General features: G+C 66.9%; 23 protein-coding genes and 1 pseudogene. 11 read left to right on the top strand and 13 right to left on the bottom strand.

Annotated features, from left to right (window positions below):
- The 3 genes and pseudogenes from EPN98_RS05505 to flbT all read right to left on the bottom strand — a co-directional run.
- Positions 1–387, bottom strand: a pseudogene (locus tag EPN98_RS05505) (hypothetical protein); the annotation flags it as partial.
- A gap of 149 nt (positions 388–536) precedes the next feature.
- A complete protein-coding gene (gene flaF, locus EPN98_RS05500; RefSeq protein WP_293361323.1) occupies positions 537–908 on the bottom strand; it encodes a flagellar biosynthesis regulator FlaF in 372 nt (123 codons plus the stop codon).
- Positions 868–1,293 carry a flagellar biosynthesis repressor FlbT gene (flbT, locus tag EPN98_RS05495; RefSeq protein ID WP_293361321.1) on the bottom strand — a complete coding sequence of 142 codons (426 nt, stop codon included), beginning with the start codon at positions 1,291–1,293 and terminating at the stop codon, positions 868–870. The genes flaF and flbT overlap by 41 nt, the downstream gene beginning before the upstream one ends.
- A 221-nt stretch (positions 1,294–1,514) precedes the next feature.
- Between flbT and EPN98_RS05490 the strand changes: the two genes are divergently transcribed.
- The 4 genes from EPN98_RS05490 to EPN98_RS05475 all read left to right on the top strand — a co-directional run bounded on the left by EPN98_RS05490 (position 1,515) and on the right by EPN98_RS05475 (position 5,833).
- Entirely contained in the window at positions 1,515–3,317 is a 1,803-nt protein-coding gene (locus EPN98_RS05490; RefSeq protein ID WP_293361319.1) for a tetratricopeptide repeat protein, read from the top strand.
- Between the two features lie 58 nt (positions 3,318–3,375).
- Entirely contained in the window at positions 3,376–3,888 is a 513-nt protein-coding gene (locus EPN98_RS05485; RefSeq protein WP_293361317.1) for a hypothetical protein, read from the top strand.
- Between the two features lie 126 nt (positions 3,889–4,014).
- On the top strand, positions 4,015–4,887 hold the full coding sequence (locus tag EPN98_RS05480) for a MoxR family ATPase (RefSeq protein WP_293361315.1): 873 nt from the start codon (positions 4,015–4,017) through the stop codon (positions 4,885–4,887).
- An 85-nt stretch (positions 4,888–4,972) separates the two neighbouring features.
- Complete coding sequence (locus tag EPN98_RS05475) at positions 4,973–5,833, top strand: hypothetical protein (protein WP_293361313.1); 861 nt, start codon at positions 4,973–4,975, stop codon at positions 5,831–5,833.
- 69 nt (positions 5,834–5,902) lie between these two features.
- Here the strand turns inward: EPN98_RS05475 and EPN98_RS05470 are convergent, their stop codons facing one another.
- Together EPN98_RS05470 and EPN98_RS05465 are read right to left on the bottom strand one after the other, a co-directional pair.
- Entirely contained in the window at positions 5,903–6,277 is a 375-nt protein-coding gene (locus EPN98_RS05470) for a hypothetical protein (protein ID WP_293361311.1), read from the bottom strand.
- A 31-nt stretch (positions 6,278–6,308) separates the two neighbouring features.
- Positions 6,309–7,118, bottom strand: coding sequence for a universal stress protein (locus EPN98_RS05465; protein ID WP_293361309.1), 810 nt, complete (start codon positions 7,116–7,118; stop codon positions 6,309–6,311).
- Positions 7,119–7,276: 158 nt separating this feature from the next.
- Between EPN98_RS05465 and EPN98_RS05460 the strand changes: the two genes are divergently transcribed.
- Together EPN98_RS05460 and EPN98_RS05455 are read left to right on the top strand one after the other, a co-directional pair.
- Complete coding sequence (locus tag EPN98_RS05460) at positions 7,277–7,870, top strand: HD family hydrolase (RefSeq protein WP_293361307.1); 594 nt, start codon at positions 7,277–7,279, stop codon at positions 7,868–7,870.
- Positions 7,867–8,826: an NAD regulator gene (locus tag EPN98_RS05455; RefSeq protein WP_293361305.1), complete on the top strand. Its 960-nt coding sequence runs from the start codon at positions 7,867–7,869 to the stop codon at positions 8,824–8,826. The genes EPN98_RS05460 and EPN98_RS05455 overlap by 4 nt, the downstream gene beginning before the upstream one ends.
- Here the strand turns inward: EPN98_RS05455 and EPN98_RS05450 are convergent.
- The 3 genes from EPN98_RS05450 to EPN98_RS05440 all read right to left on the bottom strand — a co-directional run bounded on the left by EPN98_RS05450 (position 8,762) and on the right by EPN98_RS05440 (position 10,769).
- Positions 8,762–9,700, bottom strand: a complete 939-nt coding sequence (locus EPN98_RS05450) for a sterol desaturase family protein (protein WP_293361303.1) — start codon at positions 9,698–9,700, stop codon at positions 8,762–8,764. The two genes, EPN98_RS05455 and EPN98_RS05450, sit on opposite strands and share 65 nt — an antisense overlap.
- Positions 9,697–10,086: a hypothetical protein gene (locus EPN98_RS05445; RefSeq protein ID WP_293361301.1), complete on the bottom strand. Its 390-nt coding sequence runs from the start codon at positions 10,084–10,086 to the stop codon at positions 9,697–9,699. Before EPN98_RS05445 ends, EPN98_RS05450 begins: the two co-directional genes overlap by 4 nt.
- A 134-nt stretch (positions 10,087–10,220) precedes the next feature.
- Complete coding sequence (locus tag EPN98_RS05440; RefSeq protein ID WP_293361299.1) at positions 10,221–10,769, bottom strand: porin family protein; 549 nt, start codon at positions 10,767–10,769, stop codon at positions 10,221–10,223.
- 195 nt (positions 10,770–10,964) lie between these two features.
- On the opposite strand from EPN98_RS05440, the gene EPN98_RS05435 reads away from it, so the two are divergent.
- The 4 genes from EPN98_RS05435 to EPN98_RS05420 all read left to right on the top strand — a co-directional run bounded on the left by EPN98_RS05435 (position 10,965) and on the right by EPN98_RS05420 (position 17,761).
- Complete coding sequence (locus tag EPN98_RS05435; RefSeq protein WP_293361297.1) at positions 10,965–12,080, top strand: beta-ketoacyl-ACP synthase III; 1,116 nt, start codon at positions 10,965–10,967, stop codon at positions 12,078–12,080.
- Between the two features lie 34 nt (positions 12,081–12,114).
- On the top strand, positions 12,115–13,839 hold the full coding sequence (locus tag EPN98_RS05430) for a D-aminoacylase (RefSeq protein WP_293361295.1): 1,725 nt from the start codon (positions 12,115–12,117) through the stop codon (positions 13,837–13,839).
- Positions 13,840–13,986: 147 nt separating this feature from the next.
- Positions 13,987–15,984, top strand: a complete 1,998-nt coding sequence (locus tag EPN98_RS05425; protein ID WP_293361293.1) for an ATP-binding protein — start codon at positions 13,987–13,989, stop codon at positions 15,982–15,984.
- A gap of 130 nt (positions 15,985–16,114) precedes the next feature.
- On the top strand, positions 16,115–17,761 hold the full coding sequence (locus tag EPN98_RS05420; RefSeq protein ID WP_293361291.1) for a hypothetical protein: 1,647 nt from the start codon (positions 16,115–16,117) through the stop codon (positions 17,759–17,761).
- Between the two features lie 102 nt (positions 17,762–17,863).
- Here EPN98_RS05420 and ppdK read toward each other — a convergent pair whose 3' ends face one another.
- The 5 genes from ppdK to EPN98_RS05395 all read right to left on the bottom strand — a co-directional run bounded on the left by ppdK (position 17,864) and on the right by EPN98_RS05395 (position 25,003).
- Entirely contained in the window at positions 17,864–20,557 is a 2,694-nt protein-coding gene (gene ppdK, locus EPN98_RS05415; protein WP_293361289.1) for a pyruvate, phosphate dikinase, read from the bottom strand.
- Between the two features lie 18 nt (positions 20,558–20,575).
- Positions 20,576–22,846: a glycine--tRNA ligase subunit beta gene (gene glyS, locus EPN98_RS05410; protein ID WP_293361287.1), complete on the bottom strand. Its 2,271-nt coding sequence runs from the start codon at positions 22,844–22,846 to the stop codon at positions 20,576–20,578.
- 3 nt (positions 22,847–22,849) lie between these two features.
- The gene (locus EPN98_RS05405; protein ID WP_293361285.1) at positions 22,850–23,782 is read right to left on the bottom strand and encodes a glycine--tRNA ligase subunit alpha; all 933 of its coding nucleotides are present in this window, start codon (positions 23,780–23,782) and stop codon (positions 22,850–22,852) included.
- 110 nt (positions 23,783–23,892) lie between these two features.
- Complete coding sequence (locus tag EPN98_RS05400) at positions 23,893–24,312, bottom strand: hypothetical protein (RefSeq protein ID WP_293361283.1); 420 nt, start codon at positions 24,310–24,312, stop codon at positions 23,893–23,895.
- Positions 24,313–24,406: 94 nt separating this feature from the next.
- Positions 24,407–25,003 (bottom strand): fasciclin domain-containing protein, encoded by a 597-nt coding sequence (locus EPN98_RS05395; protein WP_293361281.1) that lies wholly within the window; start codon positions 25,001–25,003, stop codon positions 24,407–24,409.
- Between the two features lie 383 nt (positions 25,004–25,386).
- Here EPN98_RS05395 and EPN98_RS05390 point away from each other — a divergent pair.
- Positions 25,387–25,547, top strand: a 161-nt coding sequence (locus EPN98_RS05390; protein WP_293361325.1) for a P-II family nitrogen regulator, incomplete at its 3' end; no start/stop codon positions are given.

Genomic DNA, 25,547 nt, shown 5'->3' with positions numbered 1-25,547 from the left:
GATCGCGACTTCCACGGTCGACTGACCGCGCTGCAGCGATTCACGAACAGAGTTCAGGGCATTGGACGTCGCGCGCTGGTTCTGAGCGATAGCCCAGACGGCGCCGTTGTCCTTGGCCGAAGCAACCTTCTTACCGGTGTTGATCCTCGTCTGGGTGGTTCCAAGCTCCGCGTTCGTCGAGTTGAGGTTTTGCAGGGCGACCATCGCGCCCACGTTGGTGTTGACCGAGTTCATCGGCATGGTCGTAGTCTCCATTCTGGAGGGGTTGTCCGGCGTTTTGCCGGGTGAGCGATTTTTCGCTCGCAACAGGCCTCGCAAACGGCGGGCCAGGATTAACCACGACGCGCCAGCGACAAGGTATTGTTTTTCTTGATTTTTCTTCGACATGCCACCTGCACCCCGGGACCGGCCGGTAACTCTTTTCTGCCGCCCGGCAGGACCTGCCGATCAGGACCGACCCAGGTTCGCCGCGAGGTTGCGGACAGCAAAAAGGCCGCGGAATAGACCGCGGCCTGGAAGATTGCCGTAGGCTTGGATCAGGCCGCGGCGGACGTCGAAGCCCCCGCGGCGAGCCCCTGCATGATCATGCGGTTGATCTCGATCAGGGGTTCAAATTCCTCCTGATTCCGGATCACCAGCGCGGTGTGCTTGCTCACCCAGATGCTGAGCGAGATGATCGAGGCGCGCAGCGCAGGCGCCATGCCGTTGCCGGTCTGGCCGCAGTCGGCCGCCAGCGTCGACCAGAGCCGCCGGTTCCAGTCGAGCGCATCCATCCGCCCCGCGAAATCGAGGGGATCGAGCTTGGAAGCATCCATCAGTGCGCGCGTGACCTGCGCAAACAGACGGTACTCCATGTCACGCGGGTTCTCAGCCCGCGTCGCCGCCTGCTGATAGGCCTGAAGGGACATTCCCCAACCTTTCGTCTTCGTACTCGATCAGTTTCCGGCACCCCATAAGCGCTTTGTAGTATTCGCGCTCCATGCAGTGCTTAGAGATATCCACGCAGTCGGCCAGGATGTTGGGGTTCGAAATGACCCCCATGAACTCGGTCAACCGGGTGACGAATTCGCCGTAGGACTTCTCGGCATTGCCTTCATCCAGATACATCATCATGACCGGGAAGTAGATCCGGCGCGCAGGCGTCTGGACATCTTCCTGTTGCATGATGTCCTTCTCGCGAAGGACTGAGGCCTTGTTCTGCAGCACCAGGACGGCGCGCCGGTCGCCATTCTGGACGACGGCACCGTTCAGAACGAACTTCTCTCCCGGTTTCAGAGACAGCTTTAGCGGCAAGTCCGGTTCCTCATTGCGTCAGCGGTCGACTTCGTACGAATCGAAACGAGTCCATACTCGCGCGAGCCAGCACCGAACGCACCTCACGCTTACCGGCGCATGCGTTAACGCTGGCTTTCCGGCGTCCGATCCGCCGCCGTTGCGACCCTTTGGCGCAGCTTAATCCGCGATTAAGCATACCGGGGCACGAAGGTGGCTCCACCGCCTTCGGGAACACCTGCATGGCCGCCGCCTCCCTTCCAAAAGCGTTCAACAACACGGCCGCCTCGACTGCCGCCCTTCAGGATGTCGGCGCGCCGACCCCAGCCAAGCAGGCCATGGGCGATGTCGGCCAGGCGGGCACGCGCGACGCCCTGGCCCGCCTGAACGAAGCGATGAAGGAGATTCGAGCGCTCGCGGTCGCTCCAATCCTTCAGAAGGCTGTCGAAGCGCTGAACCGCGAGAACTTCGTTCAGGGCGGCAAGTGGGCGCTCAAGGCCCTGGACCACGATGAGCGGAACGGATTCGCCTGGTACCTGCTGGGTATCGCGCGCGAACGCGCCGGCGATTTCACAAACTCGATCAAGGCCTACGAAGCGGCGCTTAAGCTCCTCCCGAACCATGCGGAGGTCGCCAACGACCTGGGCCGCCTCGCCTATCGCATGGGCATGCTGGAGCAGGCCGAGAAGCTCTTCTCGCACTTTGTGCTGCACGCGCCCGAAAGGGCGGACGGGGTCAACAACCTCGCGTCCGTGATGCGCGATCAAGGCCGGCGCGAAGAGGCAGTAGATGTCCTGCGCGAGGCGATCATGCAACAGCCCGGGTCGTCGATGCTCTGGAACACCCTGGGCACGATCATGATGGAGGACGGCGACCTCCCGAATGCATTGTCGTTCTTCTCGGAAGCCGCCCGGCTCGACCCTAAGTTCGGCAAGGCGCGCTACAACATCAGCCAGGTGAAGCTGGGCCTCGGCGACCCGGCGGGCGCCATGGAAGACTGCGTCGCGGCGATGAAGCGGATCATCACCGCTGACGACCGCGAGATGATGCGGCTGGCCCGCAGTTCCTATCACCTGGCGCTCAGCGAGCTGGGCCCAGGCTGGGACGACTACGAGGCGCGCCTCTCGCCGCAGTTCGCCGACGTCACCCTCTTCCAGATGGATCGTCCGAAGTGGAAGCCCGGCGTGAAGCTCACCGGCAAGACGTTCCTGGTGATCGCCGAGCAGGGCCTGGGCGACGAGTTGCTGTTCGCCAACGTGCTGCCCGACGTGGTCGAAAAGCTCGGGCCGGACGGTAAGCTGGTGCTGGCGGTTGAGCGCCGCCTGGTCCCTCTGTTCCAGCGCACGTTCCCAAAGGCCGAGGTGGTGCCGCACCGCACCTACGTCTATGCGACGCGGCCCCTGCGCGTGATCCCAGACTTCGATCCCTCGGGCGTCGACCTGTGGACGCCGATGGGCAGCCTGATGCGGGAGTTCCGGCGCGACCTGGACGCCTTCCCGGATCACAAGGGCTACGTGACTCCGGATCCGAAGCGGGTGAAGCACTGGAAGAAGGTTCTGCAGGGCGCCCCGGCCGGCCCCAAAGTGGGTCTGCTCTGGAAGAGCGCCACGAACAAGGACCGTCGCAGCCGATTCTTCTCGCCCTTCGAGGACTGGAAACCGGTCCTGCAGACGCCGGGCGTCAGCTTCATCAACCTCCAGTACGACGACTGCGCCGCCGAGCTGGAGCAGGCCGAGCGGGAGTTCGGTGTGAAAGTCTGGCAACCGCCGGGCATCGACCTGAAGCTCGATCTCGACGACCTGTCGGCGCTTTGCAAGGCCATGGACCTAGTGCTGGGTTTCGCCAACGCCACCTTCAACATCGCCTCGGCCGTCGGCACGCCCACCTGGCTGATCTCCACGCCCGGCTCGTGGCCGCGCCTCGGCACCGACCGCTATCCATGGTACCCGCAGACCCGCGTCTTCCTGCCCGAGACCTTCGGCGACTGGAGCAGCGTCATGGGTCCGATGGCCGACGCCCTGGCCGAGTACGCCCAGGACCGATAGCGACGGAACAGGCGGCCCGCGCACGGGTTCCTCCGGTGCTTTTCGGAAGGAGCCAGACATGCCCGGGACGAACTTCGAGAACGACAGCGACGGCTATGATCCGCAGGATCAGGCCGAGGTGTTCGACGAGACCAACTCGACAGACAGTGGTGACACCGGCGAGGTCCGCAGCTTTGCCGAGGCAGATGGCATGCGCGTGTTCGAGGACCTCCCGGACGTCGAGGATCTGACCCGCGCCGACGGCGACGCCGACGACGACGAGCCGCTGACCCTCGACGCCGATGAATTCGATCCCGAGGCCATGGAGCTTGACGACTTCGAGGAGGACGACGAGCTCGCCTATGGCGCGGCCACCGGAGAACGTCAGGACGACCTGGATGGCCAGGGGCCGGAGGACGATTTCGACGAAGCCCGCCTCGCGAAGCGCGACATCGACGGCCTGGACGAGGTGCGCGACGCGTCGGAAGTCCAGGGCGGCGAGGACGACGTCACCGACTTTCAACGCCCGGACGTCAGCGACGCCGACCTCCAGGCAATGGGGTATTCCGACGTCAAGGGCCGGGCGACCTAGGGTCACCCACTTCGAACTCCCGGTAGGCGCGACGATGGAACTCGCTTGATCCTCGCGCACGGCCCTATAGGTTGCCCAAGACAAACAACTGTTCGAATGCGGGCGTGGTCCGCACGGGGAGCCTCGATGAGCCGTCAGCGTTTCGAAGGGACCGACAACTACGTCGCGACCGAAGACCTCAAGGTTGCGGTCAACGCCGCGATCGCCCTGGAGCGTCCGCTCCTCATCAAGGGCGAGCCCGGCACGGGCAAGACGGTGCTGGCGGAAGAGATCGCCAAGGCGCTCGGCTCGGAGCTGATCACCTGGCACATCAAGTCGACCACCAAAGCGACGATGGGTCTCTACGAGTACGATGCCGTGACCCGCCTGCGCGACAGCCAGTTGGGCGACGAGCGCGTCAAGGACGTGAAGAACTACATCAAGAAGGGCAAACTCTGGGAAGCCTTCGAGCACAAAGGCCGCCCGGTCCTGCTGATCGACGAGATCGACAAGGCCGACATCGAGTTCCCGAACGATCTCCTGCAGGAGCTCGATCGGATGGAATTCTACGTCTACGAGACCAATGAGACGATCAAGGCCGAGGTTCGCCCGATCGTGATCATCACGTCCAACAACGAGAAGGAGCTGCCCGACGCGTTCCTGCGTCGCTGCTTCTTCCACTACATCCGCTTCCCCGACAGCGAGACGATGCAGGAGATCGTCGACGTCCATTATCCGGGGATCAAGAACAAGCTGGTCGCCGAGGCGCTGCGGATCTTCTACGACATGCGCAAGGTGCCGGGCCTGAAGAAGAAGCCTTCCACGTCCGAGTTGCTGGACTGGCTGAAGCTGCTCATGGTGGAAGACATCGACGGCGACATGCTGGCCGAGAAGGATCCCACCAAGCTGATTCCGCCCCTGCACGGCGCCCTGCTCAAGAACGAGCAGGACGTGCACCTCTTCGAACGCCTCGCCTTCCTGGCTCGGCGCGAAGGCGCGGCGCGGCCCGGCCAGCAGTAACATCCGGTCGTAACTTACCGCGAATTCACTCGCCTTTTGGAAGGGCTCCGGCCAGCCTTCGCGGCATAGGACGGAGCCCTTTCTCATGAAGATCCTCTACCTGCTGGCCGCCTCGACGCTCGCGCTGACCACCGCCGCCTGCGGACCCCAGGTCCCGAAGGCGCGCGCCGCGCTGGAGTGTCCGGCCAAGCAGGGCGACCTCACCCGCACCTCCACCGCCCCCGACGGCAAGACCTGCACCTACGCCTCCGGCGACGGCGCGGAGGTGACGCTGCAGCTGGTGTCGGTGCAGGGCGGTGTCGACAGCACCCTGTCCAACATCGAGAACATCCTGCTGGCCGGCCGCATGAAGCCTGAGGAGAAGGCCGCGGCCGACGCCGCAAAGGGCAAACTCGCCGGTGAGGCCGCGCCCGGCAGCGCCGGCGAGACCAAGTCCGCGGCCAGCGCCGCCGAGCAGGCGGCCCGCGAGGCCGCGGCGGACACGAACGCCCCCAGCCTGGACCTCAAGGTGAACGGCAAGGATGTCGATGGCGTGACCGTCGAGATGAAGGCCGGCAAGCCCGTCGTGAGCGATTCGGAGAGCGCGGTGACCCGGGTCGACCTGCCCGGCATCCACATCGTGGCCAATGACAACGACGACACGGCCAAAGTCCAGGTCGGACCGATCAAGATCGACGCCGGTGGGGACGCCGCCACGATCCGCATCCGCCGCGACGTGCGCCTGCGCGGCGAGGCGCTGAACCCCGAGCGCCGAGGCCTGCGCGCCACCTTCATCTACACCGGCGAGGACCTGGCGGGCGGCTACCGCTTCGTGGGTTACGAGGCCGGCGGCCCGAAGCGCGGCCCGATCACCGTGGCCGTTGTGAAATCCAAGGCCGAGAACATGGACGAAGACGAACTGCACCGCGACGTGAAGCGTCTGGTCCGCAAGAACGGCGGCGTCTGACCCCGGCACATTCAAGCCCTGAAGGTCCGGAGGCCCGCCGCCGGCAGGCCTCCGGCTCACGCCGCAGGGTCAGCCTGCCGGTTGGACCTCGACCACCTTGTAGGTCAACGGCCGACCATCCTCATCCGTGACGGTCACATACTCGCCCACCGCGAAGCGATGCTGGCCCAGACGGTGGACCGGCTCGTCGTCGGCGGAATCGTCCTCATCGTAGTCGAAAAACCACCGCTGACCCTTGCGCGCGAGGCGGCCGTCGACCGGATCCTCGTCGGGCGCGAAACGGCGCACGGTGCAGGCGCTGCGCACCTTGGCGTAGGCCGCCTCGTCCAGCATCCCGTCGGAGGTCAAGGGCGCGGTCAGCGAGTAGCCGCGGTGGTCGTCACCTCCGGCAAACTCGGTCCCGGGATTGCGGGCGAGCCGCATCACGATGCGCGACAGGGACATGACGTACCTCCTGGCAGATCAGAAAAACAAGCTAGTGAGAGAGAAACAGGGACGGACCATCCGAGCTGAGCAAGGTGCGGGTCGTCCCTCCGAAGATGAACTCCTGCAGGCGCGGGTGCCCGAAGGCCCCTGCCACGAGGATCTCGGCGCCCGCACTGGACGCCGCGCGGAGAAGAGCCGGCGCGGCGTCGCCGCTGTCGGTCAGGAGTTGAACCTCGGATTTCACGCCGCGAGCCGCATAGTAGGCCTGCAGGCGCGCGGGATCGAAACTGCGGGAGCTGGCCTTGGGGGCCGCGACGATCACGACCCGCGCAGCCTTCTCCAGCAACGGCGTGGCCAGGCGCGCCGCGCGGCTGGCCTCCTTTCCGCCATCCCAGGCGACCACCACCGTGCCTCCGACCTTGAGGCCCGGCCGCGCCACCAGGACCGGGCGCTGCTCATCGGCCACCATCTGCTGGAAAGCTTCGGCCAGCGGCCCGCGGCCGCGGGCCGGATCGCTGGTGAATACGACGACGTCCGAGAGTCGGCTCTCTGCGGACAGGCCAGCCCAGACCGGCGTCTGCAGAGCCACGAACTGGGCCTTGGCGTACCCGCAGGCCGCAGCCTTACGGGCGTTGGCTTCGCCGGCCGCGGTGGCCTCCTTCAAGGACTCCAGCGCCGTTGTCTGAACGCCGCCCAGGAACCCCTCGCCCATCCAGGGCATGACGTCCGCGACATCGGCCGGCGTATACACGGCCGCCAACTCCGCGCCGAACGGCTCGGCGATCATCGCCGCGGCCGCGACGGCGGCGGCGTCGCCCTGTCCGCCAGACAACGGCGCCATGATGCGGGCCCAGCTCATACCTGTCTCCTCTTGTCGCCCCCTGTATCGGGTGGCTAACGGACCCGGATTGATCTTTGTCACTCTCTGGGCCAGTTCACGACCTCGACAGTGGAAGGAATGCGCGGGTGAGAAAAGGGCTGCGTCGCACGAAAGAGGCGCCGCGAGCTTGGCAGCGGATGCTTTCGGGGCGCCGCCTGGACCTGCTCGACCCCTCCCCGATGGATATCGAGATCGAGGATATCGCGCACGGCCTGGCCCGCGTGGCCCGCTGGAACGGCCAGACCGTGGGCCAGCACGCCTTCTCCGTCGCCCAGCATTCCGTCGTGGTGGAAGAGATCGTCGCCCACATCCAACCTGACGTGGAGCCCCGCTGGCGACTGGCGGCCCTGCTGCACGACGCGTCGGAATACGTCATCGGCGACATGATCAGCCCCTTCAAGGCGGCGCTGGGCTACGACTACAAGCTGTTCGAGGAAAGGCTGGAGAATGCGATCCATGTCCGCTTCGGACTGCCCGCCAAGACCCCGGCGGCGATCAAGAAGCTGATCAAACAGGCCGACCGCGCCTGCGCGTTCTTCGAAGCCACCCAGCTGGCCGGCTTCAGTCACGCCGAGAGCCTGGATTTTTTCGGCGCGCCGCCGGCCGGCTACACGCTACAGATCGAGCCTCAGGCGCCGTTCGACGCCCAGGCGCACTACCTGCGCCGCTTCGAGGTGCTCTCCGAGGCCGCCGGCTACGTGACCCACGCCCAGGCGTTCGACACCGAATGAGCGCCTCGCTCGTCATCGGCTTGTCCGCCGTGGTCGTCGCCATCCGCGACGGCGAGGCCGTGGCGCTGACAGTCCGGCACAAGGGCGGGGGCGGCGACCTGACGGGCTTGCCCTTCGGCCCGTTCGACCCCGACGGCCACCGCACCTTCGAGCTCGCGCTCCGGGCCTTCGTGACCGAACAGACGCGGTTCGACCTGGGGTTTGTCGAGCAGCTGTACACCTTTGGCGACAAGGGTCGTGACGCGCCCCTCGCCGACCTGGGCGGCGACGGAGCGGCCCGGGTCATTTCGGTGGGCTACCTGGCGCTCGCGCCCGCGGCCGTCGACACCCACTTCGCCGGCAGCGAGTGGCGACCCTGGTCGCGGATCTTTCCGTGGGAGGACTGGCGCGCCGGGCGGCCGGGCGCCTTCGACGCCATCGAGGGGGCCCTGCGCGGCTGGGCCGGAAACGACGCCCAGAAGCTGGCCCGCGCCCGCCTGCTGTTCGCCCTGGACGGCGCGCCCTGGAACGAGGAGCGCGTGCTGGAGCGCTACGAGCTGCTCTACGAGGCCGGGCTCGTCCCCGAAGCCGGACGCGACCGTGGAGAGGCTGCGCCCACGCGCCCGGACGCTCTGATGGTCGCCCTGGGCGAGCCGATGATGTCGGATCACCGCCGGATCCTGGCCACCGCGCTGGGCCGCCTGCGCGGCAAGCTGAAGTACCGCCCGGTGGTCTTCGAGCTGATGCCCGACGCCTTCACGCTCTCGGCCCTGCAGCGGACGGTGGAGGCCATCGCCGGCGTGCCCCTGCACAAGCAGAATTTCCGCCGCGCGCTGGAGCGGGCCGAACTGGTCGAGGGCCTGGGCCGCGTGGACGCCGAGACCGGCGGACGCCCGGCGGAGCTGTTCCGCTTCAGGCGTGAGATTCTCGGGGCCCGGCCGGTGAGCGGTCTGAGCCTGCCGCTCCTGCGGGACTGAGCGCCCGCGCCTTGATCATGGCGCTGGTCTCCCGGCTCCCGTCGTGGCTCCAGCCCGGCGGGCCGAAGATGTAGCCCAGGGCGTAGCGCGGATGACGCACGACGTCCTGGAACGTGGCGATCCACTCATGGAAGGCCACCCGCAGGATGTTGAAGGTGCCCAGGTTCTTCACCAGCCCATAACGGCAGGGCTCCGCGTCCAGCTCGGCCTGGAAGGTGCCGAACAGCCTGTCCCAGACGATCAGGATGCCGGCGTAGTTCCGGTCCAGGTAGACCGGGTTGCGGGCGTGATGCACCCGGTGGTGCGAGGGCGTGTTGAAGATGGCTTCGAACCATCGCGGCATCCGCCGGATCGCCTCGGTGTGGATCCAGTACTGGTAGACGAGGCTGATCCCCTTCTGGATGGCGATCATCGCCGGGGGAAACCCGAAGAACGCCAGCGGCAGCCACAGAGCCCACGTGCCCGCCACGCCGCCGGTCCAGGTCTGCCGCAGGGCGGTGGAGAGGTTGTAGTGCTGGCTGGAGTGGTGGTTGACGTGGGCCACCCACCAGAACCGCCGCTCGTGGCTGAGCCGGTGGAACCAGTAGTAGGTCAGGTCCTCCAGCAGGAAGATCAGCACCCAGGCCCAGATCGCCGTCATCGGGATCGTGAACAGACGGTGCTCGTAGACCCAGATCGTGGCCGCGAACACGACGCCCGCGGTGATGACCCCGGCGACCGACGAGCCCAGGCCCATGGCCAGCGAGACGGCGGTGTCCTTGGCCTCATAGCGGGCGTCGGCCTTGCGAAAGCGCGCCAGCACGATCTCGAGGATGATCGTCAGAATGAAGAACGGCGTGGCCAGCGCGACGGGATCGAACTCGGGCTTGATCACGCGGCGAGGTCCTGCGGCGGCCAGGACGGCAGCGAGATCACAGCGGTGGGCGCGGCGATGTCGCCGAGGTTCACCGAGAGGCGGCCGTTCTTGAAGGTGGCCGACACGGCCTGGCCCCAGGGGATCTGGCGGGCCGCGAAGCCGTCGCCGACGCGGCAGATGACCAGCGCCAGGGCGCCCGACTTGGCCAGGGCGCCGCAGCCGTCGGAGGCGATCCAGACGGCCTCGACCGTGCGGCCGGGAAACTCTTCGGCCAGCATGGCGCGGGCCTTGTATTCGTCCAGCGGCGCCACCGGCTTGGCGATCTTGGCCCACGCCGCCAAGGCGATCAGCGCCCCGACCGCGGCGGCCGAGAAGGCCAGCTGGATGAAAAACTCATCGTTCAACGCGTCTCACTCCCCCGAGTTTGCCAAAGCGTGGGCGCGCGCGGAGTGAGGGTCAAGGAAAAGGCCGCTCCTGCGACAGAGCGGCCCTCCCTTCAGGCGGCGTGATGCTTAGCGCCCGAAACCCTGTCCAGGACCTAGAACTTGCGCGTGTAGCCCACGCTCCAGATGTTCGCGTCGGCGGGGCCGTTGCGGAACTCCTTGCGGGTGAAGTCGACGCGGACGCCGTTCAGGCCGTCGAAGTGGTGCTGAGCGCCCACGCCGAAGTTGAACGATTCCTCGGAGTCCGACCCCGAAACGCCGGCGGCCTTGGCGCGCAGCTTGGTCGTGCCATAGCCCACGCGGGCGATCAGGTCGGTGTTCGGACCGATCGGCGCGAAGCCCACGACATAGGCGTCGGCCGAGTGCTTCAGCTTGGTGTTGACGTCGACGCCGGCGACCCGGTCGGTGTCGCTCTTGAGGCCGGTGGCGAGGTCGCCCTCGACGCCGATCCAGTTGTTGAAGCGGTAGCCGAGGCGACCCTGGATCGCCTTCAGGTCGACGCCGCCGCTGCCGTCCACGATGCCGGCGTTGATCCCGGCATAGGCGCCGGCCTTGGTGGCGGCGGTGTCCTGCGCCAGGGCGGCGACAGGGACGACGGTGGCGATCGCGGCCAGCGAGGCCGCGGCGATGAGAGCTTTTTTCATTTTGGGGGAGGAACTCCGTACTCGTTCTGGACAGCCCGCCCAGTCCCATTGGGGATCGTCTCCAAACGCGGCGGGCCTCGGCCGGTTCTATGGCGCCGCTGTGTTCGCCACCTGGCTGTGTCCATTCGGCCACATCGCACGTGACGGGGCGTCAAGGCGTGGTATCAGTCGCCCCTTCGTGTTCGGAGCGTGACCATGACTGACGCGGTGATCGCCGCCACGGGGCTCTATACCCCGCCCAACAGCCTCTCGAATGCCGAGCTGGTCGAGACGTTCAACACCTACGTCGAGCGCTTCAACGCCGCCAACGCCGACGCGATCGCAGCCGGCGAGATCCAGGCGCTGACCCCCTCCTCGGCCGAGTTCATCGAGAAGGCCTCGGGCATCAAGTCGCGCTTCGTCGTGGACAAGACCGGCCTGGTCGATCCCGAGCGGATGGCGCCCAACATTCCCGAACGGCCGAACGAGGAGATCTCGATCCTGGCCGAGATCGCCGTCGAGGCGGCGAAGGACGCGATCGCCCGCTGGGGCAAGGACGTCAGCCAGATCGACGCCGTCATCTGCGCGGCCTCGAACATGCAGCGCGCCTATCCGGCCATGGCCATCGAGGTGCAGCAGGCGCTGGGCATCGAGGGCTTCGCCTTCGACATGAACGTGGCATGCTCGTCGGCCACCTTCGGCATCAAGACCGCCGCCGACTTCGTGACTTCGGGCTCGGCGCGGGCCGTGCTGATGGTCAACCCCGAGATCTGCTCGGGCCACCTGAACTTCCGCGACCGCGACAGCCACTTCATCTTCGGCGACGTGGCCACCGCGGTGATCGTCGAGCGGGCCGAAGACGCGGTTGGCGGCTGGGACATCATCGGCACGCGGCTGAAGACCCAGTTCTCGAACAACATCCGCAACAACTTCGGCTTCCTGAACCGCGGCGCGCCGCTGGGCGCCGGCGCGGCCGACAAGCTGTTCGTGCAGGAAGGCCGCAAGGTGTTCCGCGAGGTGGTGCCGATGGTCTCGGAGATGATCGTCGAGCACGCCGGCGACCTGGGCCTGGACCCCCACGCCCTGAAGCGGATGTGGCTGCACCAGGCCAACATCAACATGAACGTCATGATCGGGAAGCGCGTCCTGGGCCGCGAGCCGACCTCGGAAGAGAACGTCATCATCCTCGACGAGTACGCCAACACATCGTCAGCTGGGTCGATCATCGCCTTCCACAAGGCCAACGACGACTTCGCCGCAGGCGAAACCGGCCTGATCTGCTCGTTCGGGGCCGGCTACTCGGCCGGGACGGTGTTCGTCAGGAAGCGGTAGGGCTAGGCTCCCTGCATTCGTGGGGAGTTTCTGAATGAAGCGCGTCCTGTTCGCCGCGAGCGCCGGCCTCGCGTTCGCCTGCGCCCAGCCCGCCGGGTCGGCGGCCCCCGCCTACGACCTCGTCATTCGCGGCGGCGAGATCTACGACGGCTCAGGGGCCCCGGCGCTGAAGGGCGACGTGGGCGTGAAGGGCGACCGGATCGTCTGCGTGGGCAGCTGTCCTGGCGCGGCGGCCAAGACCGTGGACGCCAAGGGCAAGGCCGTCGCGCCCGGCTTCATCAACATGCTGAGCTGGTCCACCGAGAGCCTGATCCAGGACGGCCGGGGCCTGTCGGAGCTGAAGCAGGGCGTGACCCTGGAAGTGATGGGCGAAGGCGACTCCATGGGGCCGCTGAACCCCGAGATGAAGCGGCTGGCCGTTCAGCGACTGGGCGACATCAAGTATCCGATCACCTGGACCTCGCTGGACGAGTACCTGCGGTTCCTGGAGGCCAAGGGCGTCTCGGTGAACGTGGCCTCGTTCATCGGTTCGGCCACCGCGCGCATCCACGTGCTGGGCGAAGGCGACGTCGATCCCACGCCCGAGCAGTTGGCCGAGATGCGGGCGCTGGTGGTGAAGGCGATGGAAGACGGGGCGCTGGGCGTGGGCTCGTCGCTGATCTACGCGCCGGGAACCTTTGCGGAGACGGACGAGTTGGTGGCGCTGGTCAGCGAGGCCGGCCGCTGCGGCGGCATGTACATCAGCCACATGCGCTCGGAGGGCGCGCGGCTGCTTGAGGCCATCGACGAACTGATCGAGATCTCGCGCCGCTCAGGAACGCCCGCTGAGATCTACCACCTGAAGGCCTCGGGCCGGGCCAACTGGGACAAGCTGGACGCCGCGCTGAAGAAGATCGAGGCGGCCCGCGCCTCAGGTCTGCGCATCACCACCGACATGTACACCTACCCCGCCAGCTCCACCGGCCTGGACGCGGCCATGCCCACCTGGGTGCAGGCCGGCGGCGTGGAGCAGTGGATCACGCGCCTGAAAGATCCGGCCACCCGCGCCAAGGTGATCGAAGAGATGCGGTCGGGCACGCCCAGCTTCGAGAACCTGCAGAAGGGCGCCGGGGCCGAGGGCACGCTGCTGGTGGGCTTCAAGAACCCGAAGCTGAAGCCGCTCACGGGCAAGACCCTGGCCCAGGTCGCCCAGGACCGTGGCGTCAGCCCGGAGGACACCGCCATCGACCTGGTGATCGAGGACGGCAGCCGCGTGCAGGTTGTCTACTTCTCGATGCTGGAGGCCAATGTCGCCCGCCAGGTTGCCCTGCCCTACATGAGCTTCGGCTCCGACGCAGAGGCCCAGGCGCCTGAGCCGCCCTTCACGCTGTCGTCCACCCACCCGCGCGCCTACGGCAACTTCGCCCGGCTATTGGCCAAGTACGTGCGCGACGAGAAGCGGCTGACCCTGAGCGAGGCGGTGCGCAAGCTGAGCGCCCAACCCGCCCACAACCTGGGCCTCCGCCAGCGCGGGCTGCTGAAGGCGGGCTACTTCGCCGACGTGGTGGTGTTCGACCCTGCGACCATCCAGGACCACGCCACCTTCGAGAAGCCGCAGCAGCTGTCGACGGGCGTGAGCGAGGTGGTCGTGAACGGCCAGCTGGCCCTGGAAAAGGGCGAGGCGACGGCGGCCCGGCCCGGGCGTGTGGTGCGCGGCCGAGGCTGGACAGGCTGGACGGACGGTGGGTGTCGCAGGACCGCCGCGGACTGGCCGCAATAGGAAGTTCCCGCAAGCCTCAACTCTGTCGGGTGACGGCTGGATCGAACTACACCGGCGTGTTGTAGTGGCGCCGGTTGATGGAGCCGGCGCATCGAGGGGGCCTGCGTGCCGCGGTGGAGGCAGTCGTACGCTCTGTGGGCCGCCGTATTGGCGCCGCTTCTGGTGCTGATCGGATTTCTACTCTTCCTCAACTTCGACTCCACGCGACGCGAGGTCGAGTATGTGAGTGCGCGGCGCGCGGCGGAGATCGCTGATCTCGTCGACGCGGCCGTCCAATCTCAGCTTAAGCTGGCGACCGCGTTGTCCACCGCGACACCGCTCGTGCATGACGACATGCCTGCCGCCTACGCCCGCGCCCGAGAGTTCCAGGCCGTGAGCGGCGCCTGGCGCACCGTCGTGCTGACGGACCCGGCGGCAGGTCGGGAGCTCTTCGACCTGCGTCGACCTCTGGCGAGCGGCGGAGAGCCAATGGCGCCTTTCGTCGCCGCCGCCGCGCGCTCAGAGACGCCCCTCATCGGCAATGTGCTGCGCGACAGGCTGGGAGTCTTTGTCGTGCCGATCCATGTGCCGGTCATGCGGGACGGCCGGCTGCGCTACATCCTGACCGTCGAAATGGATACCGCTGCAGTCCAGGGCATCGTGGCTCAACGCGCTCCGGCCGGAAGCGTGGCGGCCGTCGTCGATCGCGCCGGCAACTTCGTGGGCCGCAGCGTTGCGCATGAACGGCGCGTCGGACGACCTGCGACGCGTTACGTGCGGGAGGCCGTCGCCCGCGGTCGCAGCGGCCTTTACAAGGGCGTCACCTACGAAGGACTGGTCAACTACACAGCGTTTTCGACTGCGCCACAGACAGGGTGGTCGGCTCATGTCGCCGTCGACTCGGCGCTGATCGACCAGCCCCGCAGTGTCTCCCTGGCTCTACTGGCCGCCGTAGCCATCACATGCCTGGGCGCATCAGGGCTGTTGACCATGGTCGCAGTGCGCCGATCGGCAGACCGTCGAAGGGACGACGAGCGGTTACGGCAGTCTCAGAAGATGGAAGCCGTCGGCCAACTCACCGGAGGGATCGCGCACGACTTCAACAACCTGCTGACCGTGATCATCGGCGGGCTGGAGCTCGTTCTCAAGCGCGTGCCGCCGGACGACCCCAACCGTCGATATCTGGAAGGCGCCGCCGACGCCGCGACCCGGGGCGCCAAGCTCACGTCCCGATTGCTCGCCTTCTCCCGCACCCAGCGCCTCGCGCTCCAGCCCGTGGACATAGCGGCCGTCATGGATGGCCTTTCAGACCTCCTGGCCCAATCCCTGGGGCCACGCATCGCCGTCTCTGTCGATATCGCCGACGACGCCCGTTGGGTCCTCACCGACGAGAACCAGCTCGAACTGGCCCTGCTCAACCTCGCCCTGAACGCGCGAGACGCGATCGCGGACGGAGGCCGAATTGCGATCTCGACACAGCGCGCCAAAGTGCGCGGGCGCTCGCCGCACGACCGGGTCGAAATCATCGTCGCCGATGACGGCCACGGGATGACGCGCGAAGTCGCCGCGCGGGCTTTTGACCCCTTCTTCACGACGAAGGACGTCGATCGCGGAACCGGCCTTGGCCTGGCCCAGGTCTATTCGATGGCGCGACAATCCGGTGGCGACGCTGTCATTGACAGCGCACCCGGTCAGGGAGCTCGCGTGCATCTTCTCCTACCGTCGGCGCCTGCAGGAGACGCGTCGGAGGCGCCGGCCGGATCAACCGTCATCTCGACCAACGCGCACCGCGGACGCCGTTTGGTCGTGGTCGACGACGACGAGGGCGTACGCCGGGTGATTGTCGATGAACTCCGGCATTTGGGCTTCGAGATTCAGGAGGCCGCGGGCGGGGCCGAAGCGCTGGATCTCATCAAGGCTGAACCGCCCGACCTGATGATCATCGACTTTCTGATGCCAGGCCTCACCGGCGCAGAGGTCGCACGCCGCGCACGGGCGATGCACCCCGATCTCCGGATCGCGTTCATCTCCGGCCATATGGACAATGCCGCCCTGGACGCCGCGGTCCACGACGCGGTGATCCTGCGCAAACCGTTCCTATCGTCGGAACTGGCGACCATGGTGACACGGGCCCTCGAAGCCGATCCTGCTCCGCGACGATCGTAAAGCCGCAGCAGCTGGCGACGGCGTGAGCGTGAAGGACTGGAGCTGGCAGGATACTGTCGCAAAAGTCGCATGTATTGACATACACAACCTGTACGCAGAACAATGTTCGCCGCTGGTTGGGGGTGGTTCCATGCTGCTTGGCGCGAACCTTATTGCGGCATTCTTGGCGCTCGCGTTGCCACTTACGCTGTTTGTATCCCGGCACGTGGTGCGATCTCAGCGCGCGGCGCTCTACAACGACATCGCCGCGACACTCTTCCCGGAAAGCGGCGGCCAGTCGTGGCCACAACTTGAGATCGTGCGCACCAAGTACGACACGAGACAGACCGCTGGGCGCTCTGGGGCGAACTTCGTGGCGGATGCCAACCGCGACCCACGCACCCTCATTCTGACCGCATTCTTCTTCGGCGCGTTCAGCTTTATGGGCTTCGCGTTGCTCCTCGTCCCGAGTGGCGGACCATCGACGGCCACCGAGCTGACTTGGCATCCCGTCCAGCTCTTCTTCCTGGACGCCGTCCCCCTCTGGGATGCAAGCGCGGCTCAGGGGCCGGCGGTGGCGCAAGTTCAACTGGTCGCGGCCTTCGGCTTCCTGGGCGCGTACGTGACGGCGACCCAGTACCTGATCCGCCAGCTGCTGAACTACGAGTTGGGCGCCATTGCGTTCCTCCGCGCCGCGTTCCAGCTCTTCCTCGGTGTCATCGTGGCGATCACCGCGTACCGGGCGCTCGTCGAGTTGATGGGCAACCTCAGCGGCTTTCTGGGCGGCTCGCCGAGCGCCGCTGCTGCTAGCGGATGGTGGCTGGGCGCGGCTTTTCTAATCGGATTGGCACCGGAAGCAGGCCTTAGCTGGATCGCCGAGCAGCTCAAGCTGCGCCTGAGGAAGCGCGTAAATCTGGACTCACTCAACTCGGCGCTCATAGCGCCTCTGGAAGTGATCGACGGGATCGACTCCGGCATTCGTTTTCGCCTCGAAGAATCCAACATCTTTGACGTTCAAAACCTCGCGACCCAGAACCCGATCGAGCTTTGCGTCGATACACCCTACAGCCTGCTCCAGATCTTCGACTGGGTGCTGCAGGCGCAACTCTGCACGGTCGTGGGAGGCAAGGCCTTCGAGGAGCTCCGTGCGCACAATGTCCGGACGATCTTCGATCTTGAAAGGGCTGTGCTGGCCGACGGCGCTCCCACAGCCTACGTGCTCGCGATCGGAACCGTGCTGTTCGCCAACGCCTCGGACGGCTTTCGGACAAAAGTCGGCCTGAATGGTGGTACGGCGACTCTGACGGTGGACGTTATCCAGCATGCAGTGGGAGTGGTCAGCGACGACTTGCATGTGCACCGGCTTCGATCCCTCTGGCGGCGCATCCTGAAACGAAGCACCAGCGAGCAGGATCAGGCGTGGCTCTACCGCCGTGGACTACTCCCTGGCGACACAGATGAAGCCGAGCTCACGCCGGCCGGCTCCAATAGCGTGCATTGGGCCGACCATGCAGCCTTCATGGGTCGCCTGCATGGAACGGCGCTCGGGATGCTCCACGCGCCCATCGCGGACGGCCAAGCTGCAGATGGGGCCACCTTAGCGGAACGCCAACAGGCTCTTGACGTCTTGCGCGACAATGCGCTGAACGCCGCTCGCGAAGCTGTGCGCTTGAACCCCGCACTATGGGCGGCGCTTCGCAGGATGTGGGAACCATCACCCGCAAAGCCACAGCCTCGCCGTGACCTGCTCTCACTCGCAGATGATCCTGCCTTCATCGCATTCTTCAACCCGAACTGACACCGCTTCTGGCGGTAGAGCCGAGTGTCGAGCCGGCGGTCGTTAGGTCGCGCTGCTGCAGGTGTGGTAAGACCTTGCCCCACGCTGCGTCGTGTTCGGTGACTACCGGTCCTTCTCGCGCTCGCCGATGGCCGCCTGGGCTGCGGCCAGGCGGGCGATCGGCACGCGGTAGGGCGAGCAGCTGACGTAGTCGAGGCCGACCTTCTCGCAGAACTCGATCGAGGCCGGGTCGCCGCCGTGTTCGCCGCAGATGCCCAGCTTCACGTCGGGACGGACCGCGCGACCCCGTTCGGCGGCGATCTTGATCAGGTCGCCGACGCCCTCCTGGTCGAGGCTGACGAAGGGGTCTTTGTCGAAGATGCCCTTCTCGATGTAGGCGTTCAGGAACCGCCCCGAGTCGTCGCGGCTGATGCCGAACGTGGTCTGGGTCAGGTCGTTGGTGCCGAACGAGAAGAACTCGGCGTGCTCGGCCAGGTCTCCGGCGCGGATCGCGGCGCGCGGCAGTTCGACCATGGTGCCCACCATGTACTGGATGGTCACGCCCTTCTCGGCCAGGACTTCTTTCGCCGTCCGATCCGTAAGTTGGCGCAGGAACTTCATCTCCTCGCCCTTGGCGACGAGGGGGTGCATGATCTCGGGGATCGGCGCCGGGCGGCCCTCGGCGGCCACCTCGCAGGCGGCCTCGATGATGGCGCGAACCTGCATCTCGTAGATCTCGGGGTACGACACGCCCAGGCGGCAGCCGCGGTGACCCAGCATCGGGTTCACCTCGTGCATCTCGGCGGCGCGACGCATCAGCTTGGCGGCGTCGAGACCGGTGGCCTGGGCCACGGCCTGCACGTCCTCCTCAGTGTGCGGCAGGAACTCGTGCAGCGGCGGGTCGAGCAGCCGGATGGTGACCGGCAGGCCCTCCATGATCTTGAAGAGCTCGACGAAGTCCTTGCGCTGCATCGGGAGGATCTTGGCCAGCGCCGCCTTACGGCCGGCCACGTCGTCGGCCAGGATCATCTCGCGCACCGCCGCGATCCGCGCGGGGTCGAAGAACATGTGCTCGGTGCGGCAGAGGCCGATGCCCTCGGCGCCGAAGCCGCGGGCGGTCTCGGCGTCCAGCGCGGTCTCGGCGTTAGCGCGCACCTTGAGGCGGCGCACCTGGTCGGCCCAGCCCATCAGCGTGCCGAAGTCGCCCGACAGCTCGGGCTCGATCATCTTCACCGAGCCCTTCATCACCTGGCCCGTCGAACCGTCGATGGTGATGACGTCGTAGGCGCGGATGACTTCGCCGCGGGCGCGGAACTCGCCGGCGCGACCGTCGATGTGAATCTCACCGGCGCCCGAAACGCACGGGCGGCCCATGCCGCGGGCCACGACAGCGGCGTGGCTGGTCATGCCGCCGCGGGCGGTGACGATACCCCGCGCCGCGTCCATGCCGCGGATGTCTTCCGGCGACGTCTCCTCACGCACCAGGATCACCGCCTCGCCCGAGCCGCCCAGCTTCTCGGCTTCCTCGGCGGTGAACACCACCTTGCCGGTGGCCGCGCCCGGCGACGCCGGCAGGCCCGTGGCGATCACGTCGCGGGGGCTGGAGGGGTCGATGGTGGGGTGCAGCAGCTGGTCGAGGCTGGCGGGCTCGACCCGCATCACGGCCTCTTCCTTGGTGATCAGGCCTTCGGTCGCGAGATCGACCGCCACTTTCAGCGCGGCCTTCGCGGTGCGCTTCCCGTTGCGGGTCTGCAGCATGTAAAGCCGGCCCTGCTCGACCGTGAACTCGATGTCCTGCATGTCGCGGTAGTGGCGCTCGAGCTTGCCGACCACGTCCTTGAACTGGGCGAACACCTCGGGAAGGGCCTCTTCCATGGAGGGGTTCTTGTCGCCCATTTCCTCGCGGGCGATCTTGGTCAGCGGCTGCGGCGTGCGGATACCGGCGACGACGTCCTCGCCCTGGGCGTTGATCAGGAACTCGCCGTAGAGGCGGTTGTCGCCCGTCGACGGATTGCGGGTGAAGGCGACGCCCGTGGCGCTGCCGTCGCCCATGTTGCCGAACACCATCGACTGGATGTTCACGGCCGTGCCCCAGCTTTCGGGGATGTCGTGCATGCGGCGGTAGAACTTCGCCCGGTCGTTCATCCAGCTGGCGAAGACAGCGCCCACCGCGCCCCACAGCTGTTCGTTCGGATCCTGCGGGAACGGCGCGCCGCGCTCGTCCTCCACTGCGCGCTTGTAGTCGGCGACGACGGCTTCCCAGTGCTCGGCCGAGAGGCCCGTATCGACGTGGATGTCGAGGCGATCCTTATGGTCGTCCAGAATCTCCTCGAACATGTGGTGGTCCAGGTCGAGGACCACGTTCGAGTACATCTGGATGAACCGGCGATAGCTGTCGAAGGCGAAGCGGCGGTCGCCCGAGAGCTTGGCCAGGCCCTCGACCGTCTCGTCGTTGAGGCCCAGGTTCAGGACGGTGTCCATCATCCCCGGCATCGAGGCCCGCGCGCCCGAGCGCACCGAGACCAGCAGCGGGTTGGACGCGTCGCCGAACGCCTTGCCGGTGATCTTCTCGACGGTCCTCAGGCCTTCGGCCACCTGGTCCTTCAGGTTGGGCGGATAGGTCTGCCCATTGTCGTAATAGTGGTTGCAGGCTTCGGTCGTGATGGTGAAGCCCGGCGGCACCGGCAGGCCCAGCGACGACATCTCGGCCAGGTTGGCGCCCTTGCCGCCCAGCAGGTTCTTCATCGACGCATCGCCGTCGGCCGATCCGCCGCCGAAGGCATAGACCCAACGCGTCTTCACCATCGTGTCGGCCATCTCGTAATCGTCCCCTAGCTAGCCCGTAACCTGTGAGAAGTCGGCCACTTGTCCCATGGCGTCCTTGACCTTCGCCAAAAGACGGAGGCGGTTGTCCCGTTCCTCTGGTACGTCGGAATTTACTAACACCTTGTCGAAGAAAGCGTCGACGGGACCACGAAGCTTGGCCAGTTCGCGCATGGCGCCGGCGAAATCTTCGGCGTCGAGGGCGGCGTCCACCTTGGCGTCCAGCTCTTCCACCGCCGCGATCAGCGCCAGTTCCTGGGGCGATGACGTGGCCATGCGGGCCGGCGCGCCGGCGGGCAGGACGCCCTTCTTTTCCTCGGCCTTGAGAATGTTCACGGCGCGCTTATAGCCCGCCAGCAGGTTCGCGCCGTCCTCCGTCTTAAGGAAGGCGTCCAGCGCGTTGACCCGTTCCACCACGCGAACCAGATCGTCGTCGCCCAGGGCGAACACCGCAGCCACCAGGTCGTGACGCTGTCCGCGGTCGCGAAGCCACACCTCGAGGCGGTCGGCGAAGAACGCCACGATATCGGCGGCCACCTCGTCGTAGGGACGGAACTCGAACAGCACCTCGCCGGCCGGCGCCTCGCGCTCCAGACGGTCGAAGACCAGGTCGACCTCGCGCTCCATCGCGATCACCTGAGGCTTGCCGTCGAGCAGCGCCTCGTCGAACTCGCGCAGATAGGTGTCGAACTCCCGGCTCTTGGCGCGGCCGGCGGCGCCCAGGTGGGCGACCAGCTTCGGCGTCGAGACCCACAGCGCCCGGCCCGGATCGACGTAGCAGCGCAGCGAGCGGTACCAGTCGGCCACGGCCTCGCGCAGCGGCACGCGCAGTTCCGAGTTCAGCAGGATGCGGATCACGCCCAGAGCCGCGCGGCGCAGGGCGAACGGATCGCGGCTGCCGGTGGGCTTTTCGTTGATGGCGAAGAAGGCGACCAGCGTGTCCAGCTTGTCGGCCAGCGAGACGGCCATGGTCACGGGACGATCCGGAACCTCGTCGGCGGCGCCGGCGGGCTTGTAGTGATCGCGGATGGCCTCGGCGACCAGGGGCGAGAGCCCCTCGCCGGTTGCGTAATAGCCGCCCATCACGCCCTGTAGTTCGGGGAACTCGCCCACGACGCCGCTGCCCAGGTCAGCCTTGGCCAGGCGCGCGGCCTGCACGGCCTTGGCGGCATCGGCGCCGACGCGCGGCGCCAGCGCGCCGGCCAGCATCTCCAGCCGCTCGACGCGCTCGTACATGGCGCCCAGCTTGGCGTGGAAGGTGACGCCCTTCAGCTTCTCCAGGCGGTCTTCCAGCCGGGTCTTGCGGTCCTCGTTCCAGAAGAAGCGCGCATCGGCCAGGCGCGCGGTCAGCACCTTGGCGTTGCCCTTGGCGATGGTCTTCCCGCCGTCGGTGGCGTCGATGTTGGCGACCGTGATGAAGTGGGGCGCCAGCTTTCCGGTCTTGGGGTCGCGAACCGCGAAGTAACGCTGGTGCACGCGCATGGAGGTGCGGATCACCTCAGGCGGCAGGTCCAGGAACGCGGGGTCCATGTCGCCCAGCACCGGAATCGGCCATTCGACCAGGCCGGCCACCTCGTCCAGCAGCCCCTGATCCTCGACCAGTTCCAGATTGCGGGCGAAGCAGAGGGTCTTGGCCGCGTCGACGATGCGGTCCTTCCGCTCCTGCGGATCCAGGACGACGAAGTGCTTCTCCAGCTTCTCGGCGTAGGCGTCGAAATCCTTGGTCTTGAACGCCTGGCCCGACCCCATGAACCGGTGGCCCTGCGTGGTGTCGCCGCTGGGGATGCCGTCGATGTGGAACGGCACGATCTCGCCGTCGAAGACGCAGAGGATGCGGCGCAGCGGGCGCACCCAGCGCAGCTTCGAGACGCCCGACACCATCGACTTGGGCCAGGGGAAGTTGCGGACGATGTCCTGCGCGATCTCGGCGACGATCTCGGGCGTGGGCCGGCCGGGCTTGTGCAGGTGGGCGAACCAGACGCCGTCGCGCTCGACCAGCTTGTCCTTGGTGAGGCCGGTCTTGCGCAGGAAGCCGTCCAGCGCCTGCTCGGGGGCGTTGGTGCGCGGGCCCTTCAGCTCCTCGTGCCGTTCCTTCTGCGCCTCGGGCAGCCCTTCGGCCACCAGCGTCAGGCGGCGTGAGCCGGCGAAGGTCTTCAGCGCCTCGGGCAGCAGGCCCTCGGCGGCCAGGCGCTCGCGGAACATGCGTTCCAGGTCGCGCGCGGCGTTCGCCTGCATGCGCGCGGGGATCTCTTCGGAGAGCAGTTCGAGCAGAAGCTGGGGCATGGATCAGGCGTCTTCCGCGACTTTGCTGGCCGCCGAGTCTTTGCTGGCTTGGGGCGCGTTGCCGCCCTGGCTCTCGACCCAGGCCTCGGCGCACATCTTACAGAGGTCGCGGATGCGGCCGATGTAGCTCTGGCGCTCGGCGACCGCGATCGCGCCGCGGGCGTCCATAATGTTGAACAGGTGGCTGGCCTTCAGGACGTGGTCGTAGGCCGGCAGCGCCAGGGGCTGACCCTGGCGTCCGCGCTGGCTCAGGATGCGCGGAACCTCGCGCTCCATGTCCTCGAACTGGCGCTTCAGCGTCGCGACATCGGCGACTTCCAGCTCGAAGGCCGAGAACTGCTGCTCGTTGGCGAGATAGATGTCGCCGTAGGTGAACTCGTCGTTGAACTGCAGGTCGTAGACGTTGTCCTTGTCCTGCAGATAGAGGCTAAGGCGCTCCAGGCCGATGGTCAGTTCGCCGGCCACCGGGAACACGTCCAGGCCGCCCACCTGCTGGAAGTAGGTGTATTGGGTGATCTCCATCCCGTCGCACCAGACTTCCCAGCCCAGGCCCCAGGCCCCGACCGTGGGGTTTTCCCAATCATCCTCGACGAAGCGGATGTCGTGGACCCTGGGATCGATGCCGATCGCCTCCAGGCAACCGAGGTACAGCTCCTGCAGGTTCTCGGGGTTGGGCTTCAGGATCACCTGGTACTGGTGATGCTGGTGGAGCCGGTTGGGATTCTCGCCGTAACGGCCGTCGGCGGGGCGCCGCGACGGCTGGACATAGGCCACCTTCCAGGGCTTGGGGCCCAGAGTGCGCAGCACCGTCATGGGCGAAAGCGTGCCCGCGCCGACTTCGACGTCGTAGGGCTGCAGAATCGCGCAGCCCTGACGGCTCCAATAGTCGTGCAATTTCAGGATCAGGCCCTGAAATGAAAGCGGCTTGTCGGGCATTGGACTGGGGCTTGTTCGCAGGCGCAAAAAAAGTCGGCGGACCATAGGGCCCGCCGACCTTTGCTTCAACCCAAGGAAGCGCCTGTTTTCTGAAGGCGTTTCGAGGCGTTCTAGTTGCCGCGCGCCGCGGTGCGCTTGCCGGCGTTGGACATGGGCTGGCCGTACCTGGCGCGGTTCTCCGCAGTGTCCGGCACCGGCCCGTTCGTCACGGTCATGGTGGTGTAGCTGGCGTTTGCGGCGGCGCCCGTGTCGGCCGCGGCCGTCGTGCTCGTCAGCGCGGCGCCGGTGTCCGCCGGAGCAGGCTGATCAGCCGGCATGGGGGCGGTGGACCTCGCGGCGGGCATCGATCCCACCGGGACGACCACCTTCTCCTGGTACTGCTTCTCGTCGGACGGCGCGTGCGCGCCGTTCCAGTCGCCGGTGACTGAGCCGGCCGTCGGGCCCTGCGGGGGCTGCGGTTGTTGCGCGGAAGCCGCGCCGCCCAGGAGGGCGACGGCGGCGGTTGCAGTCGCGAGATAGGAAAGCTTCATCGTCGGAACTCCTGAATTGTGCGCTGGAATTGCGCCCCAACTCGATGTGCCGACGCTGTACGGCTCAGGCTCCAGTTGGTTCCGCGCGCTCCGCTTATTTCGGCGCGGTGGCGGCCGCGTCCGCCGGCGGCGGAGCGGACGCGGCCGGCGGCTCGGCGTTGCCCTGACCGGCGATCAGCGGCTTGTCGACCACGTGCAGAAGGCCGCTGGCGGTCTTCAGGTCGGCCTGAATGATCGTAGCCCCGTCGACCATCATCTTGCCGCCCTCGTCCGAGCCGTCGAGCAGGATGGTGTCGCCGGCGCCCGACGGGACCGGGCCCTTCACGCCCTTGATCTTCGAAGAGTCGAACGGGGCGTTGACCAGGTGGTGAAGGATGAACTTCTGCATCGCGGCCTTGTCGGCCTTCAGCTTGTCCAGGTCGGTGGCCGGCATCGCGGCGAACGCCGCGTCCGTGGGCGCAAAGACCGTGATCTGCGGATAGCTCTTGAACACAGCCGAGAGGTTCGTGGCGTCGACGCCCGCCACGAAGGTGTTGAACTGGCCCGAGAGCTTCAGCGTGTCGAGCAAGGTGCCCTGTACGACGACCGGCTTCGCAGCGGCGGGCGCGGGAGCCTGGGCCGAGGCGGCGAGCGGCGCCGCGCTGAGGGCGGCCACGGCGACGGCGGCGAGGAAGAGGCGGGTCGGCGACATTCAGGTTCCTTGTCAGTTCGAACGGCGTGACGCCGCAGTTGACGACGCGAAGGGGCAATAGTCGGTTCCCATCCCGCGCGGTGCTGAGACTAGGCGCCGAAAGCGCCGGATTTACGACGACCACCCGGCGCGTCAAGGACGGTTCGCAGGCGCTCGACGCTTGTTTCTGCCGCATTTTCGGGCGCCTGCGCAATCCGGCGCCCACGAAATGGGCTGACCGCCTCGACTTCACCGATGCGTCATCCTGCCAAGCCGTGCCCCGGGCTCTCGCGACATAGCGTTCGAGCCGACCGCCGCCGCGGGGATCAAACAACAAGGCGGCTGTCTTCGACGAACGAGAGGGGTTGGCCCACCCACAGGGCCGGACGCGGGAGAGCGAGCGGATGAAACTCATCATGGCGATCGTCAAACCCTTCAAGCTGGACGACGTGCGCGAAGCGCTCGTGTCGGCCGGCGTGGAGGGTCTGACGGTCTCGGAGGTCAAGGGATATGGCCGGCAGAAGGGCCAGACCGAGATCTATCGGGGGGCGGAGTACCAGATCAA

The sequence above is a fragment of the Phenylobacterium sp. genome, from assembly GCF_004299445.1.
GTDB lineage: Bacteria > Pseudomonadota > Alphaproteobacteria > Caulobacterales > Caulobacteraceae > Phenylobacterium.
The sequence above is the reverse complement of the archived record's forward strand: the minus strand, read 5'-3'. Positions and strand labels throughout refer to the sequence as shown.